General features: G+C 60.8%; 22 protein-coding genes. 17 read left to right on the forward strand and 5 right to left on the reverse strand.

Features of this window, described 5'->3' with window-relative positions:
• Positions 1–15: 15 nt before the first annotated feature.
• Complete coding sequence (locus HBN98_RS27240) at positions 16–606, reverse strand: cysteine hydrolase family protein (RefSeq protein ID WP_007914026.1); 591 nt, start codon at positions 604–606, stop codon at positions 16–18.
• Positions 607–844: 238 nt separating this feature from the next.
• On the opposite strand from HBN98_RS27240, the gene prmB reads away from it, so the two are divergent.
• Entirely contained in the window at positions 845–1,753 is a 909-nt protein-coding gene (gene prmB, locus HBN98_RS27245; RefSeq protein ID WP_083366527.1) for a 50S ribosomal protein L3 N(5)-glutamine methyltransferase, read from the forward strand.
• A gap of 83 nt (positions 1,754–1,836) precedes the next feature.
• On the opposite strand, the gene HBN98_RS27250 is transcribed toward prmB, so the two are convergent.
• Entirely contained in the window at positions 1,837–2,628 is a 792-nt protein-coding gene (locus HBN98_RS27250) for a hypothetical protein (protein ID WP_064586712.1), read from the reverse strand.
• A 99-nt stretch (positions 2,629–2,727) separates the two neighbouring features.
• Complete coding sequence (locus HBN98_RS27255) at positions 2,728–3,681, reverse strand: alpha/beta hydrolase (RefSeq protein WP_064586713.1); 954 nt, start codon at positions 3,679–3,681, stop codon at positions 2,728–2,730.
• A 130-nt stretch (positions 3,682–3,811) separates the two neighbouring features.
• Here HBN98_RS27255 and aroC point away from each other — a divergent pair, with 130 nt between their 5' ends.
• The 5 genes from aroC to mtnC all read left to right on the forward strand — a co-directional run bounded on the left by aroC (position 3,812) and on the right by mtnC (position 8,029).
• Positions 3,812–4,903, forward strand: a complete 1,092-nt coding sequence (gene aroC, locus HBN98_RS27260) for a chorismate synthase (RefSeq protein ID WP_064586714.1) — start codon at positions 3,812–3,814, stop codon at positions 4,901–4,903.
• Positions 4,904–4,934: 31 nt separating this feature from the next.
• Positions 4,935–6,080 (forward strand): MFS transporter, encoded by a 1,146-nt coding sequence (locus HBN98_RS27265; protein ID WP_083366526.1) that lies wholly within the window; start codon positions 4,935–4,937, stop codon positions 6,078–6,080.
• The gene (locus HBN98_RS27270) at positions 6,077–6,703 is read left to right on the forward strand and encodes a methylthioribulose 1-phosphate dehydratase (RefSeq protein ID WP_083366525.1); all 627 of its coding nucleotides are present in this window, start codon (positions 6,077–6,079) and stop codon (positions 6,701–6,703) included. The genes HBN98_RS27265 and HBN98_RS27270 overlap by 4 nt, the downstream gene beginning before the upstream one ends.
• A 92-nt stretch (positions 6,704–6,795) precedes the next feature.
• A complete protein-coding gene (locus HBN98_RS27275) occupies positions 6,796–7,341 on the forward strand; it encodes a 1,2-dihydroxy-3-keto-5-methylthiopentene dioxygenase (RefSeq protein ID WP_083369357.1) in 546 nt (181 codons plus the stop codon).
• A gap of 4 nt (positions 7,342–7,345) precedes the next feature.
• A complete protein-coding gene (gene mtnC, locus HBN98_RS27280) occupies positions 7,346–8,029 on the forward strand; it encodes an acireductone synthase (protein ID WP_083366524.1) in 684 nt (227 codons plus the stop codon).
• Between the two features lie 174 nt (positions 8,030–8,203).
• Here mtnC and HBN98_RS27285 read toward each other — a convergent pair whose 3' ends face one another.
• Positions 8,204–8,482 (reverse strand): DUF3509 domain-containing protein, encoded by a 279-nt coding sequence (locus tag HBN98_RS27285; RefSeq protein WP_064586718.1) that lies wholly within the window; start codon positions 8,480–8,482, stop codon positions 8,204–8,206.
• Between the two features lie 379 nt (positions 8,483–8,861).
• Between HBN98_RS27285 and HBN98_RS27290 the strand changes: the two genes are divergently transcribed.
• The 10 genes from HBN98_RS27290 to HBN98_RS27335 all read left to right on the forward strand — a co-directional run bounded on the left by HBN98_RS27290 (position 8,862) and on the right by HBN98_RS27335 (position 18,160).
• Complete coding sequence (locus tag HBN98_RS27290) at positions 8,862–10,700, forward strand: long-chain-acyl-CoA synthetase (protein WP_083366523.1); 1,839 nt, start codon at positions 8,862–8,864, stop codon at positions 10,698–10,700.
• 96 nt (positions 10,701–10,796) lie between these two features.
• Positions 10,797–11,315, forward strand: coding sequence for an ankyrin repeat domain-containing protein (locus HBN98_RS27295; protein WP_083366522.1), 519 nt, complete (start codon positions 10,797–10,799; stop codon positions 11,313–11,315).
• Between the two features lie 163 nt (positions 11,316–11,478).
• Entirely contained in the window at positions 11,479–12,009 is a 531-nt protein-coding gene (locus tag HBN98_RS27300) for a hypothetical protein (RefSeq protein WP_083366521.1), read from the forward strand.
• A gap of 71 nt (positions 12,010–12,080) precedes the next feature.
• Entirely contained in the window at positions 12,081–12,272 is a 192-nt protein-coding gene (locus HBN98_RS27305) for a PLDc N-terminal domain-containing protein (RefSeq protein WP_003223221.1), read from the forward strand.
• Between the two features lie 210 nt (positions 12,273–12,482).
• Positions 12,483–13,358, forward strand: a complete 876-nt coding sequence (gene speE / locus HBN98_RS27310; RefSeq protein ID WP_064586723.1) for a polyamine aminopropyltransferase — start codon at positions 12,483–12,485, stop codon at positions 13,356–13,358.
• A 291-nt stretch (positions 13,359–13,649) separates the two neighbouring features.
• Complete coding sequence (locus HBN98_RS27315) at positions 13,650–13,883, forward strand: hypothetical protein (RefSeq protein ID WP_003223224.1); 234 nt, start codon at positions 13,650–13,652, stop codon at positions 13,881–13,883.
• 213 nt (positions 13,884–14,096) lie between these two features.
• A complete protein-coding gene (locus tag HBN98_RS27320; RefSeq protein ID WP_007960698.1) occupies positions 14,097–14,444 on the forward strand; it encodes a ribonuclease E inhibitor RraB in 348 nt (115 codons plus the stop codon).
• Between the two features lie 543 nt (positions 14,445–14,987).
• Positions 14,988–16,397, forward strand: a complete 1,410-nt coding sequence (locus tag HBN98_RS27325; RefSeq protein WP_083366520.1) for a circularly permuted type 2 ATP-grasp protein — start codon at positions 14,988–14,990, stop codon at positions 16,395–16,397.
• Between the two features lie 12 nt (positions 16,398–16,409).
• Entirely contained in the window at positions 16,410–17,360 is a 951-nt protein-coding gene (locus tag HBN98_RS27330) for an alpha-E domain-containing protein (RefSeq protein ID WP_027613321.1), read from the forward strand.
• Positions 17,357–18,160, forward strand: coding sequence for a transglutaminase family protein (locus tag HBN98_RS27335; protein WP_083366519.1), 804 nt, complete (start codon positions 17,357–17,359; stop codon positions 18,158–18,160). Before HBN98_RS27330 ends, HBN98_RS27335 begins: the two co-directional genes overlap by 4 nt.
• 106 nt (positions 18,161–18,266) lie before the next feature.
• Here HBN98_RS27335 and HBN98_RS27340 read toward each other — a convergent pair whose 3' ends face one another.
• The gene (locus tag HBN98_RS27340; RefSeq protein ID WP_083366518.1) at positions 18,267–19,088 is read right to left on the reverse strand and encodes a c-type cytochrome; all 822 of its coding nucleotides are present in this window, start codon (positions 19,086–19,088) and stop codon (positions 18,267–18,269) included.
• Positions 19,089–19,672: 584 nt separating this feature from the next.
• Between HBN98_RS27340 and HBN98_RS27345 the strand changes: the two genes are divergently transcribed.
• Positions 19,673–20,878: an acetyl-CoA C-acetyltransferase gene (locus HBN98_RS27345; protein ID WP_064586728.1), complete on the forward strand. Its 1,206-nt coding sequence runs from the start codon at positions 19,673–19,675 to the stop codon at positions 20,876–20,878.

Below are 20,878 nucleotides of genomic sequence, written 5' to 3' on the forward strand. Positions count from 1 at the left end.
GCTCATCAGAGCAGATCAGATCAGGTCTTGAGTCAGGGCGAGGGTGGCGAAGTTGTCGGCCATGATCGCCATTTCCGCTTCCTGCACCACGGCGGCGCTGAGTACGCGGCCCTTGAACGGCAGGTCACGGGTGGCGCAGGCGTCTTCGACCAGGGTGCAACGGAAGCCCAGGTTCTTCGCCGCGCGCACGGTGGTGCTGACGCTGGAATGGCTCATGAAACCGCAGACGATCAGGTCCAGCGAACCCAGATTCTGCAGACGGTCCAGCAGTTCGGTGCCGTGGAAGGCGCTCGGCAGCAGTTTGCCGATGATGGTTTCATCGCCTTGTGGCTCCAGGCCCGGGATGAATTCGCCACGTTCGCCCTGCGGGTCGAACAGGCCGCCGACGGTGCCGAGATGACGCACGTGCACGATCGGCCGACCGGCTGCACGGGCTGCGGCAACCACTTGTTTGATGTTCGCGACGGCCGCGTCCATGCCGCTCAGGGCCAGCGGGCCACTGAGATACTCTTTCTGGGCATCGATGATGACCACGGTGGCATGGCTCAGTGTGGCCGCTGCGTAACCGCGACCGCTGAGTTGAAACATCGTTTTTGGAACGGACATTCGGGGCTCCTTGGGGTGGGGCTTTTGCGGCATTGTCCTCTGGCTGAGCGGTTCTGTGAACCGCTACCATCGTAGGCAGCGTCGTTATTGGCCTGCAGCCTTGTCAAGTTACACGTTCTGTTCAATGGCCGATGCTAAAATCAGAAACTTCCTACTGTCGCCGCCGAATGTTTCCCGCGTCGTCGTGACGCGTTTTGGCTGGTAGAATCGCCAGTCGTTTTTTCTGGAGTTCTGCCCCGTGATCACTTCCCGACTTCGTACCCTGCGCGACCACATCCGTTGGGCCGTCAGCCGCTTCCATGGGGAGGATCTGTTTTTCGGCCATGGCACCGACAATGCCTGGGATGAAGCCCGGCAACTGGTGCTCGGTGCGTTGCACCTGCCATGGGAAATCGCCGACAGCTACCTCGACTGCGCGCTGGAAGACGACGAACTGGTCAACCTGCAGCGTCTGCTCAAGCGCCGTATCGAGGAACGCATCCCGACGGCTTACCTGCTCGGTGAAGCATGGTTCTGCGGCATGTCGTTCATCGTCGACGAGCGCGTGCTGATCCCGCGCTCGCCGATTGGCGAACTTATCGAAAACCGCTTCGCACCGTGGATCGGTGACGAGCCGGCACGCATTCTCGACCTGTGCACCGGTTCCGGCTGCATCGGTATCGCCTGCGCCTTCGAGTTCCAGAACGCCGAAGTGGTGCTGGCGGATCTGTCGTTCGAGGCGCTGGAAGTCGCCAACCAGAACATCGAGCGCCATGGTGTCGATGAGCGCGTGTATACCGTGCAGGGCGATGGTTTTGATGGGTTGCCGGGGCAGCGTTTCGACCTGATCGTGTCGAACCCGCCGTACGTCGATGCGGAAGATTTCGCTGACATGCCGGATGAATACCAGCACGAACCGGAGCTGGGTCTGGCCTGCGGTGACGACGGTCTGAACCTGGTGCGGCGGATGCTCGCCGAAGCGGCGGATCACCTGACCGAGAAGGGTTTGCTGATTGTTGAAGTGGGCAACAGCCAAGTGCACGTTGAAGCGCTGTACCCGGAAGTCGACTTCGCCTGGCTCGATTTCGAGCGTGGCGGGCATGGCGTGTTCATGCTGACGGCGGAACAGTGCCGCAACCATCAGGCGCTGTTCGCCTCCCGCGTTTAAGGGCGAGAAGCAAAAGATCGCAGCCTGCGGCAGCTCCTACATTGATCCCATGTAGGAGCTGCCGCAGGCTGCGATCTTTTGATCTAGCGGTGCGTAGCAATCCAGATCAACAACCCCGCCTGAAACACCGCAAACGCCACCAGGCAAGTAATGGTGAAACGCAGCCCGGCGTCTTCACGCTTGAACTTGCTGACTTTCTCTTCCTGCTTCTTCAGCTTCACTTCCTGCTCGGCCAGGTTCTGCTCGGCCTGTTGCAGCATCTGCGCCGCCTCGAGAATCTCGACGATCTGCAGCTTCTCGCTGTTCCAGTCGCCCAGCAGATCACCGACCTGCACCTCTTTGACGCTGCCCTTCAAATGCTGGGCATCGGCGTACACCACATCAAAACCATGCACGCGCAAGAAGTGATCGCGACGCAGGCGGGTGTCTTCGTTCAGCGCGTCCTTGTTGTTCAAGTCCATGCCGTCGACGGTGTAGGCGGGCCAGCGTTTTTTCGCCCAGTTGATGCCTTGTGCGGCCATGAACCGACCGATGCCGCGGTTCAGCGGTTCGATCTGCAACCCGCTGTCGGGGCCGAAATGCACGCGTTTGGTGGTGTGATTGACCCACACGTCGAGCTGATTCTGTTCTTTGCGTACGCGCTGGGAGGGGAGTTTGATCGCCATGCGCATCAGGCTGTGTTCTTTGCTGTTGCGCTCGGCATAACCGAATTCGACAAAGCGCAATGGCCGGCCACCGGTGTGACGGTCAGTCTGCAGCGGGGCCAGGCGGAGCATCTTGTGGTGCTCGACGCTGACGTCCGCCCATGGCAGCTCGACCGCTGGCGGTGCGTCTTTTTCAGCGGTGGTGTCGGGTGAATTCTGGGTATCAGTCATAACGGCGAGATCCTGTCCAAGCGCTGCTTGTCGCCAGCCAGTGCGCTGGCGACAAAGGCTTATCGGCCGTTTCTGACAAGACTAGAGGGCAAACTACGGTTAACGGGTGCGAAGTCCGTCAATAAACGCGATGAGTTTGCTGCCCAGTTCGGCCGCCAGCGGCAATTGCGGGTCCTTGTAAGAGGCCAATTGCCGCTTCACATCAGCCGGAACGATGCGCATGACGTGGTTCATGCCGTCGATCACCGCCAGTTCGGCGTCGGGTTTGGCGGCTTTCAGCGCCTGTGCGTCGCCGACGCCGACCTGCATATCGTTGCTGCCCTGAACGATCAGCGCCGGTATCTTCAATTGGGCAAAGGCCTTGGCCGGGTCCTGGCGGAACAGCGAAATCAGGTACGGCTGCACGCTCGGGCGGAAGATCGGCTGCAGCGGCGCCGGCACGTTGGCATCGGTGTGGCCGGCCTTGAGGCTGTCGAGCAACTCGTTGCTGCGCAGCATCAATGGCGGTGGCAGGCTGCGCGCCAGTTGTTCGCGAATGACCTGATCCACCGGCCGGGCGCTGCCGGACAGGGAAATCAGCGCAGCCGCGTCGGTGCGCGGGGCGGCGAGGGTGGCAATCAGCGCGCCTTCGCTGTGACCGAGCAGAATCAGCGGGCCGAAACGCGGATCGCTTTTCAGCTTCTGACCCCAGGCCACGGCATCATTGACGTAGGCCTCCACCGACAGGTTGCGCTCGTCAGGCGTGGCGGCCAGGCTCGCGGCCACCCCGCGCTTGTCGTAACGCACACTGGCGATGTTGTGTTTGGCCAGCACCCAGGCCAGCCGCTTGAGGCTGTCATTGCGCCCGCCATCGGGGTTGTTGCCGTCACGATCCGTAGGACCGGAGCCTGCAAGGATCAGGACAACCGGCACCGGGTTGTCGGATTTTGGCAGCAGCAGCGAGCCGAAGAGTTCACCGTTGCCGGTGTCCAGAGAGATCGGGCGCTGCAGGACAGTCGCGTGGGCAAAGCCGGTAAACAGGGTAAGACTCAAGATCAGAACTCGCAGCATCATCACGCCATCATTTGCCAAGGTGCCGGTTGGACTCACCAACACCACTAAGGTTCGAGGATGAACTAGTCGGTTAGCCTGCGTATACTGGCGCGCATCACGAATTTGGGTTTGATTTCACGGAGCGTCCTGCATGTCCGGCAATACCTACGGCAAGTTGTTCACTGTCACCACCGCTGGCGAAAGCCATGGTCCGGCGTTGGTCGCCATTGTCGACGGCTGCCCGCCGGGCCTGGAGATCTCTCTCGAAGACCTGCAGCGCGACCTCGATCGCCGCAAGCCGGGCACCAGCCGCCACACCACCCAGCGTCAGGAAGCCGACGAAGTCGAAATCCTTTCCGGCGTGTTCGAAGGCCGCACCACGGGCTGCTCCATCGGCCTGCTGATCCGCAACACCGACCAGAAGTCCAAGGACTACTCGGCGATCAAGGACCTGTTCCGCCCGGCCCACGCCGACTACACCTACCACCACAAATACGGCGAGCGCGATTACCGTGGCGGCGGCCGCAGCTCGGCGCGGGAAACCGCCATGCGCGTGGCGGCCGGTGCAATCGCCAAGAAATTCCTCGCCACCCAAGGCATCGTCATTCGCGGCTACATGAGCCAGCTCGGCCCGATCGAAATCCCGTTCAAGACCTGGGATTCGGTGGAAGAGAATGCGTTCTTCTGCCCGGATCCGGACAAGGTGCCGGAGCTGGAAGCCTACATGGACCAGCTGCGCCGTGATCAGGACTCGGTCGGTGCGAAGATCACCGTGGTCGCCGAAGGCGTGATGCCGGGCCTCGGCGAGCCGATTTTCGACCGTCTCGACGCCGAACTGGCCCACGCGCTGATGAGCATCAACGCGGTCAAAGGCGTGGAAATCGGCGCCGGTTTCGCCTGCGTTGCACAGCGTGGCACCGAGCACCGCGATGAGCTGACCCCGGAAGGTTTCCTCAGCAACAACGCCGGCGGCATCCTCGGCGGCATCTCGTCCGGACAGCCGATCGTCGCGCATCTGGCGCTCAAGCCAACGTCGAGCATCACCACCCCGGGTCGCTCGATCGACATCCACGGCAACCCGGTGGACGTGATCACCAAGGGCCGTCACGACCCGTGTGTCGGCATCCGCGCCACGCCGATTGCCGAAGCGATGATGGCCATCGTGCTGATGGACCACCTGCTGCGTCACCGTGGGCAGAACGCCGACGTGCGCGTCAGCACCCCGGTGCTGGGTCAGCTTTGATGGTTGCTCGCCAAGCCGTCGCGGTCTGACCGTGGCGGCGCTCCCGTACTGGCGGCTGTCCAGTTTCTATCTGTTCTATTTCGCCTTGCTCGGTTCGACAGCGCCGTTTCTGGCGCTGTACTTCGATCACCTCGGGTTCAGCGCCGCGCGCATCGGCGAACTGGTGGCGATCCCGATGCTGATGCGCTGCGTGGCGCCGAATATCTGGGGCTGGCTCGGCGACTACACCGGCAAACGCCTGGCCATCGTGCGCTTCGGCGCGGTGTGCACGCTGCTGACGTTCTCGCTGATTTTCGTCAGCAAGACCTACGCCTGGCTGGCGCTGGTCATGGCGCTGCATGCGTTCTTCTGGCACGCGGTGTTGCCGCAGTTCGAAGTCATCACCCTCGCGCACTTGCAGGGGCAGACCTCGCGCTACAGCCAGATTCGCCTGTGGGGCTCGATCGGTTTCATCATCACCGTGGTCGCGCTGGGCCGACTGTTCGAATGGCTGAGCCTCGACATCTACCCGGCAGCGCTGGTGCTGATCATGGCCGGCATCGTCCTCAGCAGCCTGTGGGTGCCGAATGCGCAACCACCGCAAGGTAATCGGCCAAGCGGCGAGGGCTTCCTCAAGCAGTTGCGCAATCCCGGTGTGCTGGCGTTTTACGCGTGCGTCGCCCTCATGCAGATGAGCCACGGCCCGTACTACACCTTTTTGACCTTGCACCTTGAACGACTCGGTTACAGTCGCGGCACGATTGGCATGCTCTGGGCCGTGGGCGTGGTCGCCGAAGTGCTGATGTTCATGTTGATGAGCCGGATTCTCGCGCGGTTTTCCCTGCGTCGGGTGCTGATGGCGAGTTTTCTGCTGGCGGCGCTGCGCTGGTTGCTGCTAGGTTCGTTCGCCGAATTCCTCTGGGTACTGTTGTTTGCCCAGGTGCTGCACGCGGCGACCTTCGGCAGCTTTCATGCGGCGGCCATCGCGTTCGTGCAACGCAGCTTCGGTGCGCGCCAGCAAGGTCAGGGCCAGGCGCTGTACGCCGCGCTGGCCGGCACCGGCGGCGCGATGGGCGCGTTGTATTCCGGTTACAGCTGGAATGCCCTTGGCGCAACATTGACCTTTAGTATTGCCAGTCTCGCGGCGCTCGCTGCTGCCGTTATCATTGCCACACGTATGCAAGAGGACAGGCCATGAGCCTTACGCGTGAACAGCTCGCCCAGCAAATCGTCGACGCCGGGCGTTTTCTTTATGGTCGCGGCTGGTCGCCGGCCACCAGCAGCAATTACTCGACGCGCCTGTCGCCCAGCGAAGCGCTGCTGACCGTGTCCGGCAAGCACAAGGGCCAGCTGGGTCTGGACGATGTGCTTGCCACCGACTTGTCCGGCAACAGCCTGGAACCAGGCAAAAAGCCCTCCGCCGAAACCCTGCTGCACACCCAGCTCTACAGCTGGCGTGCGGAGATCGGCGCGGTGCTGCACACGCACTCGGTGAATGCCACGGTGCTGTCGCGCCTGACCCCGGAAGACTTCATCGAGTTCGAAGATTACGAACTGCAAAAAGCCTTCAACGGCATCTCGACCCACGAATCGCGGGTGCGCGTGCCGATTTTCGACAACGATCAGGACATTGCGCGCCTCGCCGCCAAGGTGCAGCCTTGGCTCGACGCCTATCCCGATTGCGTCGGTTATCTGATTCGCGGTCACGGCCTCTACACCTGGGGCGCGCAGATGAGCGACGCCCTGCGGCAGATCGAGGCCTTCGAATTCCTGTTTGAATGCGAGTTGAAAACCCGCAGCGTCATGAACCGCCAAGGCTGACTTCACCAGAAGCAGCCCATTCGCCTGATGAAATGCACTGCCCGACCGGTCTGCAAGAACCGGACGGCAAGGCCGATACCGAGGAATTGCCAATGAGCAGCCTGTCCGTCTATCACGTTTCCAGCCCTGACATTCCGAACAAGGTGCTGACCCATTTCGAAGATATCGCCTCGACGCTCGCCGAGCAGGGCGTGCGCTTCGACCGCTGGCAAGCCGCGGCGAAGATCCAGCCGGGCGCGACCCAGGAAGAAGTGATCAGCGCCTATCAGGAGCAGATCGACAAACTGATGACCGAGCGCGGCTACATCACCGTCGATGTGATCAGCCTCAACAGCGATCATCCGCAAAAAGCCGAGCTGCGCGCCAAGTTCCTCGAAGAGCATCGTCATGGTGAAGACGAAGTGCGCTTCTTCGTCGCCGGGCGTGGCCTGTTCACCTTGCACATCGACGATTACGTGTACGCGGTGCTTTGCGAGAAGAACGATCTGATCTCGGTGCCGGCCGGCACCAAGCACTGGTTCGACATGGGCGAAAACCCGCACTTCGTGGCGATTCGCCTGTTCAACAACCCGGAAGGCTGGGTCGCCAACTTCACCGGCGAAGACATCGCCGGGCGCTTCCCGCGTCTGGAGGACTGAGCCGATGTCGATCAAAGTCATCCTCACCGACATTGAAGGCACCACCAGCGCGGTGAGTTTCGTCTTCGACGTGCTGTTCCCGTACGCGGCCAAGCACCTGCCGGACTTCGTGCGGCAGAACGCCGAGCGCGCCGATGTCGCCGAGCAGATCGCTGCCGTGCGCCGCGACAGCAACGAGCCGCAGGCCGATGTTGAACGGGTGGTTGAAATTCTCCTGAGCTGGATCGCCGAAGACCGCAAGGCCACGCCGCTGAAAGCACTGCAAGGCATGGTCTGGGCGCAGGGCTATCAGGCCGGGCAGTTGAAGGGCCATGTTTACCCGGACGCCGTTGAAGCGCTCAAGCAATGGCATCAGGCCGGTTATCAACTTTTTGTGTATTCGTCGGGTTCGATCCAGGCGCAGAAGCTGATCTTCGGCTGTTCCGAGGCGGGGGATCTGACGCCGCTGTTCAGCGGTTACTTCGATACCACGTCGGGGCCCAAGCGCGAAGAACAGTCCTATCGCAACATTCAACAGGCGATTGGGGTTGAGTCCGGGGAGATTCTGTTCCTGTCCGACATCGTGCAGGAACTCGACGCCGCTGAATCGGCAGGCCTGAAAACCTGCGGCCTGGCGCGCGAGGGTGGGGAACTGGAAGGGCATGTGACGGTGGACAGCTTTACCGCGATCGAGCCGGAAGCCTTCTAACCACACAAAACTCACTGTAGGAGCTGCCGAAGGCTGCGATCTTTTGACTTTGATTCAAAGGATCAAGATCAAAAGATCGCAGCGTTGCGCAGCTCCTACATTAGTTTTGCGTGCAAAAAAACAGGCCGGGCAGTGAAAGCTGCCCGGCCTGTTGTGTTTAAAGCGTCTGAATGTTTACAGCGAGTGATACGTCGGCAGTGCAAAGCGCTGCTGGCTCTGCAGCATTGCAATTTGCGGCAGCTCGCTGGCCTGTTCCGCCAGGTCACGACGAATCGCGCTGATCGCCCACGACAGTTGGTCGGCGTTGTGCATTTGCTGATACGTCAGGGCGCGCTTGAACACTTTGCCTTCGCTGCCACGCAGGGTCAGCAGAATCCCGCCATCGGGACGTGGCGCAGTGGTGACGTCGAAGTTGGAGAACAGGGAGGTAAATTTTTCTTGAATCAGGCTCATGTCTTTCAGCTCCGTATGCACTTGAATGGCAAGCATGCAGAGGAGGTTGCAGCGATTGTGCCAGCATTTTGAAAATAAAAAATCCTTATAAATCAATAAGATGAAAATCGTGGAATCTGCAACGGTCGTGCAATCTGCATGAATGGCCATCGTGCATCCTGCATTTTGCGGGATTATCGCCGAGTGCGATGGAACCTATTCACCGCCCCATGATCCGCGCCGTCGTCCCTGCGGCTGCGGATACAAAACATTGCAAAAACCGCGTGTACAGCGCGAGAAGCGCTGACGTATTTTCAGGGTCGACCTATGCCCCAAACGCAGGTCTGCCCACAGCCCGAACAATAAAAAAACGGCCAGCAAGGTCGAACGGGGAGCTTCCATGAGCCACGCGTCAAGCGACACGATCACCTGGAGCATGATGCTCCGCAAACTGCCGACGATCGCCAAAGCCATCCCGCGGGTGGTCAAGGGCATGAAAGTCGCCAATGTCACGGATCCGACCCAAACGTGTGGCCTCGGCTGGACCTTCGAACAAGCGACCCTGCGTAATCCCGAAGGCCTGGCGTTATTGCACGGCGATGTCCTGCTGACCTATGCGCAGGCCAACCAGTGGGCCAATCGCATCGCCCACTATTTGAGCGCGCAAGGGATCGGCAAGGGTGACGTGGTCGCGGTGTTCATCGAAAACCGCCCGGAATTGTTGGTGACCATTCTGGCGCTGGCCAAACTTGGCGCGGTCAGCGCATTGCTCAACACCTCGCAGACGCGCGAAACACTGATCCACAGCGTGAACCTGGTGGCGCCGGTGGCGATTGTGCTTGGTGAGGAATTGCAGCCGGCGTTCGCCGCGATCCGCGAGCAGGTGTCGATCACCGCGCAGCGCACCTGGTTCATCGCCGACCGCGACACTTATTGCCACCCGGGCATTGCGCCCGACGGCTACGTCAACCTGATCAGCGCCAGTGCCGATGCCAGTTCCGACAACCCGCCCAGCAGTGGCGAAGTGTTCTTTGACGACCCGTGCTTTTACATTTACACCTCGGGCACCACCGGTCTGCCCAAGGCCGGCGTGTTCAAGCACGGCCGCTGGATGCGCAGCTCCGCCAGCTTCGGCACGATCGCCCTGAACATGGGCCCCGACGATGTCGTCTATTGCACGTTGCCGCTGTACCACGCCACCGGCCTCTGTGTGTGCTGGGGCTCGGCGATCAACGGTGCCTCCGGGTTTGCGATCCGCCGCAAGTTCAGCGCCAGTCAGTTCTGGAAGGATGTGCGCCGCTATCGTGCGACCACCATCGGCTATGTCGGCGAACTGTGCCGCTATCTGGTCGATCAACCACCCAGCGCCGACGACAGCCGTCACGAGGTGCGCAAGATGATCGGCAACGGCTTGCGCCCCGGCGCCTGGGCCGAGTTCAAGACCCGCTTTGCCGTCGAGCACATCTGTGAGCTGTACGCAGCGAGCGACGGTAACATCGGCTTCAGCAACATCCTCAACTTCGACAACACCATCGGTTTCTCGCTGATGGCCTGGGAGCTGGTGGCGTACGACCACGACAGCGGTGAGCCGCTGCGCAGCGCCGACGGTTTCATGCGCAAGGTCGGCAAGGGCGAGCAGGGCTTGCTGCTGGCACGGATCGACGAGAAAGCCCCGCTGGACGGCTACACCGACCCGCAGAAAACCGCCAAAGTGGTGCTGCACGACGTGTTCAGCAAGGGCGACCGCTACTTCAACACCGGCGATCTGTTGCGCAATATCGGCTTCGGCCATGCGCAGTTCGTCGATCGCCTCGGCGACACCTATCGCTGGAAAGGCGAAAACGTCTCGACCACTGAAGTGGAAAACCTGCTGTTGCAGCATCCGCACATCTCCGAGGCCGTGGCCTACGGTGTGGAAGTGCGCAACACCAACGGCCGCGCCGGGATGGCCGCGATCACCCCGGCCGAATCCCTGGCGACCCTGGATTTCGCCGAACTGCTCGCGTTTGCCCGTCAGCGCATGCCGGCCTATGCGGTGCCGCTGTTCCTGCGAGTAAAGGTGAAGATGGAAACCACCGGCACCTTCAAATACCAGAAGACCCGCTTGAAAAACGAAGGCTTCGACCCCGGCCAGACGGGCGATGACCCGATTTACGCCTGGCTCCCAGGCACCCAGACTTACGTGCAGGTGACGGACGAAGTGCTGGCCGATATTCATCAGGGCAAATACCGCTATTGATATTGGCTATGGCACAACTTGAGAAAAAGGGGGTGACAGCTATCGTCGCGCTCGGGAAACTGTCGGCTTTGCGAATAACCGAAAGTGGAGTTGCCCATGTCTGACTCAAGCCGCCAGATGACCCCTGAAGAAGCTGGCGAATTCACCGAGCAGGTTTTTAACAAGGCGCGTGACGGTGATGCCGAGATGCTTGATCGCTTGGTCACGGCCGGTTTGCCGGTGAACCTGAAAAACAGCAAGGGCGACACCCTGCTGATGCTCGCCAGTTACTACGGCCATGTCGACGCGGTGCAGGTGCTGCTCAAGCACAAGGCTGACCCGGAACTGCGCAACGGCAACGGCCAGAGCCCGATTGCCGGTGCGGCGTTCAAAGGTGATCTGGCCGTGGTCAAGGCATTGGTGGAAGCGGGCGCCGAGATCGAAGGTTCGTCCTTCGACGGTCGCACCGCGCTGATGATGGCCGCAATGTTCAACCGCGTTGAAATCGTCGATTACCTGATCGGCAAAGGCGCCGACCCGCAAGCCAAGGACGCCAACGGCATCACCGCGCTGGACGCGGCGCGGACCATGGGCGCGGTCGATACCACGGCGCAGCTGGAAAAGCTGCTGGCCTGATAAAGTCAAAAGATCGCAGCCTGCGGCAGCTCCTACATGAATGCGTTCGCCATCCATTTGGTGAACGAACGCTAAACCTGTAGGAGCTGCCGCAGGCTGCGATCTTTTGCTTTGTGCGCTATCCTCCGCGCCCTCATATTTACCTTCCACAGGATCCGCCCACATGAAAGCCGCACTCGTCGAACTCATCAGCAAAATCAGCTCCGGCTGCATGGGCGAGGACGAGATCCTGAAAGTGGCCGATGAGGCCGCACAGGCCTACGCCGATGCCGCTGCTTTTCTGACAGCCAACCCCGATATCAACTACGACGACACCTTCCCGATTCCGCTGGGCGAGTGGGTCGTGGTCGGCAGCCTGCCGGAAACCGTGCTGTTCCAGGCCGACACCTACGTTGACCTGTTCGCGCAGATCGTCGCGTCGTTCGGCCCGGGCGTCGATTTCAACCTCAAGCCCAAGCAACTGGCCAAGACCGAAGCCCTGACTGCACTCAACCGCATCCAGGTGCAGATGAGCAGCCTGAACAAGGAAAACGGCGGTTACACGCTGATGAACTTCAGCCAGTTGCTCGACGATGAGCTGCAAGTGGTGCTGGTCTACGGCAACGACGTGCCTCGGGTGCTGGAGTTGTGCGCCGAGATCGGCATCGCCGCTGCGCCGTCGCTGGAAGCGCTGAAGGTCGCCGTTCACGTCTGAACGCAATAAAAGGGAACCCTGCGCGCGACCGTCTATCCTAAAAGTGCATGCCACTATTCTGGAGCGACACTATGGGTTCCACGTTCAACGGTCTGATCGGCCTGATCATCCTTGCCCTCGACATCTGGGCCATCATCAACGTGCTGAAAAGCGGCGCCGAGACCGGGATGAAAATCCTCTGGGTCCTGCTGATCATCCTCCTGCCGGTGCTGGGCCTGATCATCTGGGCGATTGCCGGGCCACGGGGCAACGTCCGGATCTGATCCTGAGAGCCACGCGATACCCTTTGTGGGAGCGAGCCTGCTCGCGATAGCGGTTGTTCAGTCGCTGATTCATTGGCTGGAGAATGGCTATCGCGAGCAGGCTCACTCCTACAGGGTTCGACCTGTCATCTTCGGCAACGTAGAATGCGCGCCTTTCCCGGGCAATCGTCCCCACGATCGACGCCCGCGCATTCATCGGAGCACTTGACCATGACCGTTACCAAGACCAGCGAGTACCTGGAAACCCTCTACGAAGGCTACGGCCAGCGTTTTCGCATGGAAAAACTGCTGCACGAAGTGCGCACCGAACACCAGCACCTGGTGATCTTCCAGAACCCGCGCATGGGCCGGGTGATGGCGCTGGACGGCGTGATTCAGACCACAGAAGCCGACGAATTCATCTACCACGAAATGCTCACCCATGTTCCGATCCTCGCCCACGGCACTGCCAAGCGCGTGCTGATCATCGGCGGCGGCGACGGTGGCATGCTGCGCGAAGTGGCCAAGCACGACAGCGTCGAGCACATCACCATGGTCGAGATCGACGGCACCGTGGTCGACATGTGCAAGGAATTCCTGCCGAACCACTCCAAGGGCGCTTACGACGACCCACGCCTGAACCTGGTGATCGACGACGGCATGCGTTTCGTCGCCACCACCACTGAAAAATTCGACGTGATCATCTCCGACTCCACCGACCCGATCGGCCCGGGCGAAGTGCTGTTCTCGGAAAACTTCTACCAGGCCTGCCATCGCTGCCTGAACGAGGGCGGTATCCTCGTGACCCAGAACGGCACGCCGTTCATGCAGATTGACGAAGTCAAAACCACGGCCGGTCGCCTGCGCAGCCTGTTCCCGGACTGGCACTTCTATCAGGCGGCCGTGCCGACCTACATCGGCGGTTCGATGACCTTCGCCTGGGGTTCGACCAACCCGGCTTACCGCAAGCTGAGCCGCGAAGTCTTGCAACAGCGCTTCATCGGCAGCGGCATCGTCACGCGCTACTACAATCCGGAAATCCACATCGGCGCGTTCGCGTTGCCACAGTACGTGCTGCAGGCGATCAACAAGCCAAGCAACGACTGATCGCAATATTGTCTGATGGGTGATGGATCCCCTGTGGTGAGGGGATTTATCCCCGACCGGCTGCGCAGCAGTCGTAAAATCGGCAGGCGCGGTGAAACTGACGCATCGCGTTCGCTGATTTTGGGGACGCTTCGCGCCCCATTGGGGATGAATCCCCTCGCCACACAAGCCTGTTTCCCCATCAATTAATTTTTTTTCATGTTCGCCCGCTACAATCCTTTTGAACGATCAATCTCGCCAAAAGTCGAGATAGAGGTAAGCCCATTTGCGGGTTTGATCGAGGAGGCACCGATGCAAAAGTGGAAAGTCACTTTCGTGGACGATCATGGTGAAATTGTCGATGAGGTGTTCGAGCGCGCCGAATGCCCCAGCGACGACGAGGCCGCACGCCTGATCAAGGAACGGCTCCTGCCCGTGGCCGCGGAACTGGATATGAACGATCTGGAAGGGCGAACTCCAGACGCAGGTGCAAAAAACCTGAAAGCCCAGAACAGCATCGAAATCCGCAGCATCACGCCAATCTGAAATTCTTCTTGTCACCCGACCACACCAGGCCTTGGCAGCGCCTCTGTCTTGGGGCTACTCTGCAAGCGAGATCAGCGAACGACTCGCTAAGGTCTGGTCTTGTCAGCTACATGCTTGTTTCCCGCGTACAACCACGTTGTCGAAGTACTTTGGCCTGTAAGGCCCGGGGCGGGAATACGGAAAGTCTATCCATCTATCCGAGGGGGACGATTCATGAGCACAGCCTATCAAGAAGACATCAGCAGCAACGTACTGCGCCGCATGAAAGAAGGCGGCTTCGATTTTTCCCGGTTCCATCCCATCGAGTTCTACGCGATTTTCCCGGACGAGGAGCGGGCGCGCAGGGCGGCAGGCAAATTTCGCGGTGAATCCATCAATGCCCAGGTCAGTGCGCGCGACGATGGTGCCTGGTCGCTGGAATTGAGCAAGGTGATGTACGCAACTTATGACGACATTGGCGATTTCGAGCAGGGCTTCTCAGCCGTGGTCGAGCCGCTGGGCGGCATCATCGAGGGCTGGGGCGTCAAGCAGGAGGTGCGCAATCGCCATCGTCTGAACTGATCTCCGGTTTCAGGTAGTGAACAACGGCTGACCCTCGGGTTGGCCGTTGTTCATTCAAAGATCAAAAGATCGCAGCCTGCGGCAGCTCCTGCACGATCACCTGCAGGAGCTGCCGCAGGCTGCGATCTTTTGCTTTTGCTTTCAAAACATTTCCAGAAGGCAAAAAAAAGCCACCGGAGAAGGTGGCTAAAAGGGAAGACCGATAAGGAGAGAAAACCGCTCAGGGTTAAGCGGGGCGGGCTGCGACGGCAGTCCAGAGCAGTTGAGCCGAGTCCTTCGTGGCGCAGTGGCCGATGAAGTTTTGCAGCGGATGCGCGGATTATCCGCAGCCTGCGCCGGGCAGTGAAATCAACTCTGACTATGCTGGTGATAGGCGACAGCACTGCGTCGCAATGAGGCGGGGGCGATCAGGTTGGGGCAATTGCCGCACAGGAATGGTGCGGCGCTGCTGGCATGAATATCCAACCGATTGAAATCAAAGCGTTTATGCCGATGGCACGGGCCTTGCGAAGGCCTGTTGGTCCGGGTGACAAGGAGTACGGCATGATCCGCACCTATTTTGATGAAATGTACGATGCCGGCGGCCAGGTCCGCCCGCATTACCGGGAGTTCGCCCGCTGGCTGGCCGATACGCCTGACGAGTTGCTGGCACAACGGCGACGCGAGGCTGATCTGCTGTTCCACCGGGCCGGCATCACCTTCACGCTCTATGGGGATGAGCAGGGCACCGAGCGCCTGATTCCTTTCGACACCATTCCGCGCAGCATTCCCGCCAGCGAGTGGCGGATCGTCGAGCGCGGCTGCATCCAGCGGGTCAAGGCGCTGAACATGTTTCTCGCCGACCTCTATCACGAGCAGCGCATCATCAAGGCCGGGATCATCCCTGCTGAACAGGTGCTGGCCAACGAGCAGTACCAGTTGGCGATGCAGGGCCTGGACCTGCACCGCGACATCTATTCGCACATCTCCGGCGTCGATCTGGTGCGCGACGGCGACGGCACCTATTACGTGCTCGAAGACAACCTGCGCACCCCGAGCGGCGTGAGCTACATGCTCGAAGACCGCAAGATGATGATGCGCCTGTTCCCGGAGCTGTTCGCCGCCCAGCGCATCGCCCCCATCGACCATTACCCGAACCTGTTGCTCGACACGCTGAAAAGCTCCAGTCCGATCGACGACCCGAGCGTGGTGGTGCTGACGCCGGGACGCTTCAACAGTGCGTTCTTCGAACACGCCTTCCTGGCGCGGGAAATGGGCGTCGAGCTGGTGGAGGGTGCGGACCTGTTCGTGCGCGACGACAAAGTATTCATGCGCACCACCGACGGGCCGAAAGCGGTGGATGTGATCTACCGCCGTCTCGACGACGCGTTCCTCGATCCGCTGGCATTCAACCCCGATTCGATGCTCGGCGTGCCGGGGCTGCTGTCGTCCTATCGCTCGGGCAACGTGGTGCTGGCCAATGCCATCGGCACCGGGGTCGCGGACGACAAATCGGTGTACCCGTTTGTCACCGAGATGATCCGTTTCTACCTCGACGAAGAACCGATCCTGAAGAACGTGCCGACCTGGCAGTGCCGCAACCCCTCGGAACTCTCCCATGTGCTGGCCAATCTGCCGGATCTGGTGGTCAAGGAGACCCAAGGCTCCGGCGGTTACGGAATGCTGGTAGGGCCGGCGTCAACCACGGCGCAGATCGATGCGTTCCGTGAGCGGATCAAGGCCAAGCCCCACGCGTACATTGCGCAGCCGACGTTGTCGCTGTCGACCTGTCCGACCTTTGTCGAAAACGGCATTGCGCCGCGCCATATCGACCTGCGTCCGTTTGTACTGTCTGGCCGCGAAACCCGGGTCGTACCCGGCGGTTTGACCCGTGTTGCCCTGCGTGAAGGCTCCCTGGTGGTGAATTCCTCCCAGGGTGGTGGAACCAAGGACACCTGGGTGGTCGAGGATTGAAGGAAGCTTGCCATGTTAAGTAGAACTGCCTCGGATCTGTACTGGATGTCGCGTTACCTGGAGCGAGCGGAAAACCTCGCGCGGATGCTCGATATCAGCTATTCGCTGTCGCTGATGCCGCAGGACGGTCGCGGCGACGGTCTGCACGAACTGGCCATGCCGCTGTTGATCACCGGCACCCTCGACGATTACCTGGAGCGTCACGGCGAACTGCACGCCGAACGCTTGCTGCACTTTTTCGCCCTCGATGCGGCCAACCCGGCGAGCATCTACAGCTGCCTCGGCGCGGCGCGAGCCAGTGCGCATGCGGTGCGCGGGCGGATCACTGCGGACATGTGGGAAAACATCAACGCCACTTGGCTGGAGATTCGCGGGATCGCCGAGCAGGGCCTCAGCCGTTACGGCATGAGCCGCTTCTGCGAATGGATCAAGGAGCGTTCGCACCTGTTCCGTGGCGCCTCGTACGGCACCATCATGCGCAACGATGCGTTCCGCTTCATTCGCCTCGGCACCTTCATCGAGCGCGCCGACAATACGCTGCGACTGCTCGATGCACGCTATGAAATGGCCGGCGATCAGGCCGAAGCGGTCAGCGACGGCACCGCTCATGCCTATTACCAGTGGAGTGCGCTTCTGCGGGCCTTGTCATCGTTCGAGGCCTACACCGAGATCTATCGCGACGCACCCGGGGCCCGGCATGTTGCCGAACTGCTGCTGTTGCGCGCCGATGTGCCGCGTTCGTTGCGCGCCTGCACCGAGGAAATCGACCAGATCCTCGCGCAACTGCCAGGCGCCAACGGTCGTCCTGCGCAACGTCTTGCCGCTGAAATGGACGCGCGCCTGCGCTACACCGGTATCAACGAAATCCTCGCCGAAGGCCTGCACGCCTGGCTCACCGAATTCATCCCGCTGGTGCGCCAGTTGGGCAATGCCATTCACAGTTCATACCTGGAGGCTGCATGAGACTTTCCATTAGCCACGAGACCACCTATCACTATGAGGATCAGGTGCGGGCGAGCATCCAGTATTTGCGCCTGACTCCGCACGACAGCGAGCGTCAACACGTGTTGAGCTGGCAACTCGACCTGCCACGTCCGGTGCGTGCCCAGCTCGATCCGTTCGGCAACATCCTGCATGTGCTGACCATGGACGAACCGCACGAGGCGATCATCATCGGTGCGCGAGGTCAGGTTGATATTGATGAGCTGCGCGAGGCCGAGCATGAAAGCCAGTCGGCGCTGCCGTTCCTGCGCTTTACCCGCCTGACCGAGGCTGACGAGGCGTTGCGCGCGTTTGCCGGCAATGCCTGCAAACAGCGACGTGATCGCACCGCACTGATCGACTTGATGCATGGCTTGAACCAGCACATGACCTACACGCCGGGTTCCACCGAAGTCGACACCAGTGCCGCCGAAGCTTTCGCCGGGCGTGCGGGTGTTTGTCAGGATCACACCCATGCATTTCTCGCCTGCGCGCGCAGCCTGGGGATTCCGTCGCGGTATGTGTCGGGATATCTGTACAGCGAGGACGCCGAGCACCTGGCCAGTCATGCCTGGGCCGAAGCGTGGCTGGATGACGCCTGGTACAGCTTCGACGTGACCAACCAATTGGCGCGACCGGAGCGCCATCTGAAACTGGCGGTGGGCCTGGATTACCTGGATGCCTGCCCGGTACGTGGCATGCGCCGGGGCGGCGGGTGTGAGCAGATGCATGCCAAGGTGTTTGTGTCGCCAACCCCGGTTATCTCCGTGCAACAACAGTAAACTGCGTCCCCTTGTAGGAGCTGCGGCACGCTGCGATCTTTTGACTTTGGTTGTAAAACAGAATCAAAAGATCGCAGCGTGCCGCAGCTCCTACATGAGATTGTGTTCAAGGCTTAACCTTGCGCCCAGCCATGTGCTGCAAGTAGCCAATCAACATCTGCAAATCCTTCTCCGGCAACACATCCGCCGAAAACCCCGGCATCTTCGCCTGCGGCCACTGGCGCAGACTCTGCGGATCGCGAATGTAGCGTTTGAGGAAATCCGCGCCGAAATACTCGGTCGGGTTGTACGGAATGTTCAAGTCCGGCCCGAACTGCGCATCGCCCGCACCGTTCAAGCGGTGGCAGGCCAGGCAGTTTTTCTGGAACAGCGCAAAACCCTGATTCACCGGGTCATCCGCTTTCAACTTGGGATCCGGCAACAGGGCAGGGAAGCGCGCGGCCACCGGCGCCATGCGCTTGATGCTGGCCACTTCGAACGGCCATTGCTCGGGGCTGATGTGGCCAGCCTGCGGGTCGGTCCAAACCAGATAAAACGGCCCCGCGCTGTGCTTGCCTTCGGACAGCGGCGGCCACGGCTGCGCCGGGTCCTCGATCGCCAGCCACGCCCGTGCGCCTTTGGTATTGAGCAACGGTGCAGCGGCCAGTTCGGCGGCAAATCCGTCCAGCGCCACGGCTTGCAAGTGATCGTCCGGCTTGATGCCGGTGAGCAGTGCCGCGACGGGCACGGCGCGATACGTCATGTCCTTCTTGTAGGACACATCGTTCTTGATGGTGAGGGTTTGCACCTGCGGATGCTTGAGCAATTCCTCGGTCTGCCAGGTGCGACTGCTTGCACCCAGTTGCAAGTCCAGCTGCGCGGCAGACAAGGGCAGGCTCAGCAGCAGGGCCAAGAACACAATGAGCGTTTTCAAATGATCGCCGTCCATGTCGTGGAAGTGCGCAAAGGTTGGCACAGCCACGCTGGCCCGGGTAGCGGGCCAGTCACATTTTTGATGGCGATAACGTGCACCCGGCCGTTGGGTCAGCCGATGACCTTGGTCAGGTTCGGCAATATCAGCAACAGCGTGGTGGCGAAGAGAATGAGCCCGGCTTGACGAACTTTCGGTTGTTTGAACATGGCTTGACCGCCTTTATTGTTATTTCCTGATGTCTGCCTGCATATCCATGACGGCAAACGCTGCACTTCCTGTTGAAGAACGCCGGCCCCGGCAAAACCCGACGACTCTGACGTACATTTACTACCTTAGAGCCCGCGTCACGCGCCGCTTAGATCCATTTCGTATGTATTTGCTGCCACTAGCGATAAAAAAGGCATGAGGCGTATTGCCAGCTTCTTTGCCGCCCGCTTGCTAGACAACTCGCGGACCTGAACCGGTTCACCCGATGCGAGATGACCGTCCGTCTGAGCGTGCGCGTCAACGTCATTGAGCGCTGTGGTCATTGAATCCTCGACGGCGCGGGACAACAGTGACATCACGAATTTCACTCACCGCACAGGTTCGAGGACGTCATGACCCAAGCTTTGATTTTCGATGCGTTACGCACGCCGCGCGGCAAAGGCAAGGCCGATGGCGCGCTGCACAGCGTCAAACCGGTGAATCTGGTCGCGGGGTTGTTGACCGCACTGCAAAGCCGCACCGCGCTGGACACCAGCCAGGTCGATGACGTGGTGCTCGGCTGCGTCACGCCGATTGGTGATCAGGGCTCGGACATCGCCAAGACTGCGGTGCAAGTGGCCGATTGGGACGTCAGCGTGGCGGGCGTGCAGATCAACCGCTTCTGCGCCTCGGGTCTGGAGGCAGTGAACCTCGGCGCGATGAAAGTCCGCTCCGGTTTCGAAGACCTGGTGGTGGTGGGCGGCGTCGAGTCGATGTCGCGGGTGCCGATGGGCAGCGACGGCGGCGCCTGGGCGCTGGACCCGCAAACCAACCTGCACAGCCACTTCACCCCGCAGGGCGTCGGCGCGGACCTGATCGCCACCCTTGAAGGCTTCAGCCGTGAGGACGTCGATGCCTACGCGCTGCATTCGCAACACAAAGCGGCGCGGGCGCGGGCTGACGGAGCTTTCAACAAGTCGCTGGTGCCGGTGCAGGATCAGAACGGCATCATCCTGCTCGACCATGACGAATTCATTCGCGCCGAGTCGACCATGGAAGGCCTCGGCAAACTCAAGCCGAGTTTCGAAATGATCGGCCAGATGGGCTTCGACGCCACGGCGCTACGGGTCTACAGCCACGTCGAGCGGATCAATCACGTGCACACCCCGGGCAACAGCTCCGGAATCGTCGACGGGGCGGCGCTGATGTTGATCGGCTCCGAAGCCAAGGGCCGTGCACTCGGCCTGCAGCCACGGGCACGAATCGTCGCCACGGCGGTGACCAGCACTGACCCGACCATCATGCTCACCGGTCCGGCACCGGCCACCCGCAAGGCGCTGGCCAAGGCCGGGTTGCGCGTGGAAGACATCGATCTGTTCGAGGTCAACGAGGCGTTTGCCTCGGTGGTGCTCAAGTTCATCAAGGACATGGCGGTGGACCCGGACAAGGTCAACGTCAATGGCGGCTCCATCGCCATGGGCCACCCGCTGGGCGCCACCGGTTGCGCAATCCTCGGCACCCTGCTCGATGAACTGGAAGCGCGGCGCCTGCGCTATGGCCTGGCGACGCTGTGCGTCGGCGGCGGCATGGGCATTGCCACCATCATCGAACGCCTCTGA

This window comes from Pseudomonas koreensis (assembly GCF_012986595.1).
GTDB lineage: Bacteria > Pseudomonadota > Gammaproteobacteria > Pseudomonadales > Pseudomonadaceae > Aquipseudomonas > Aquipseudomonas koreensis.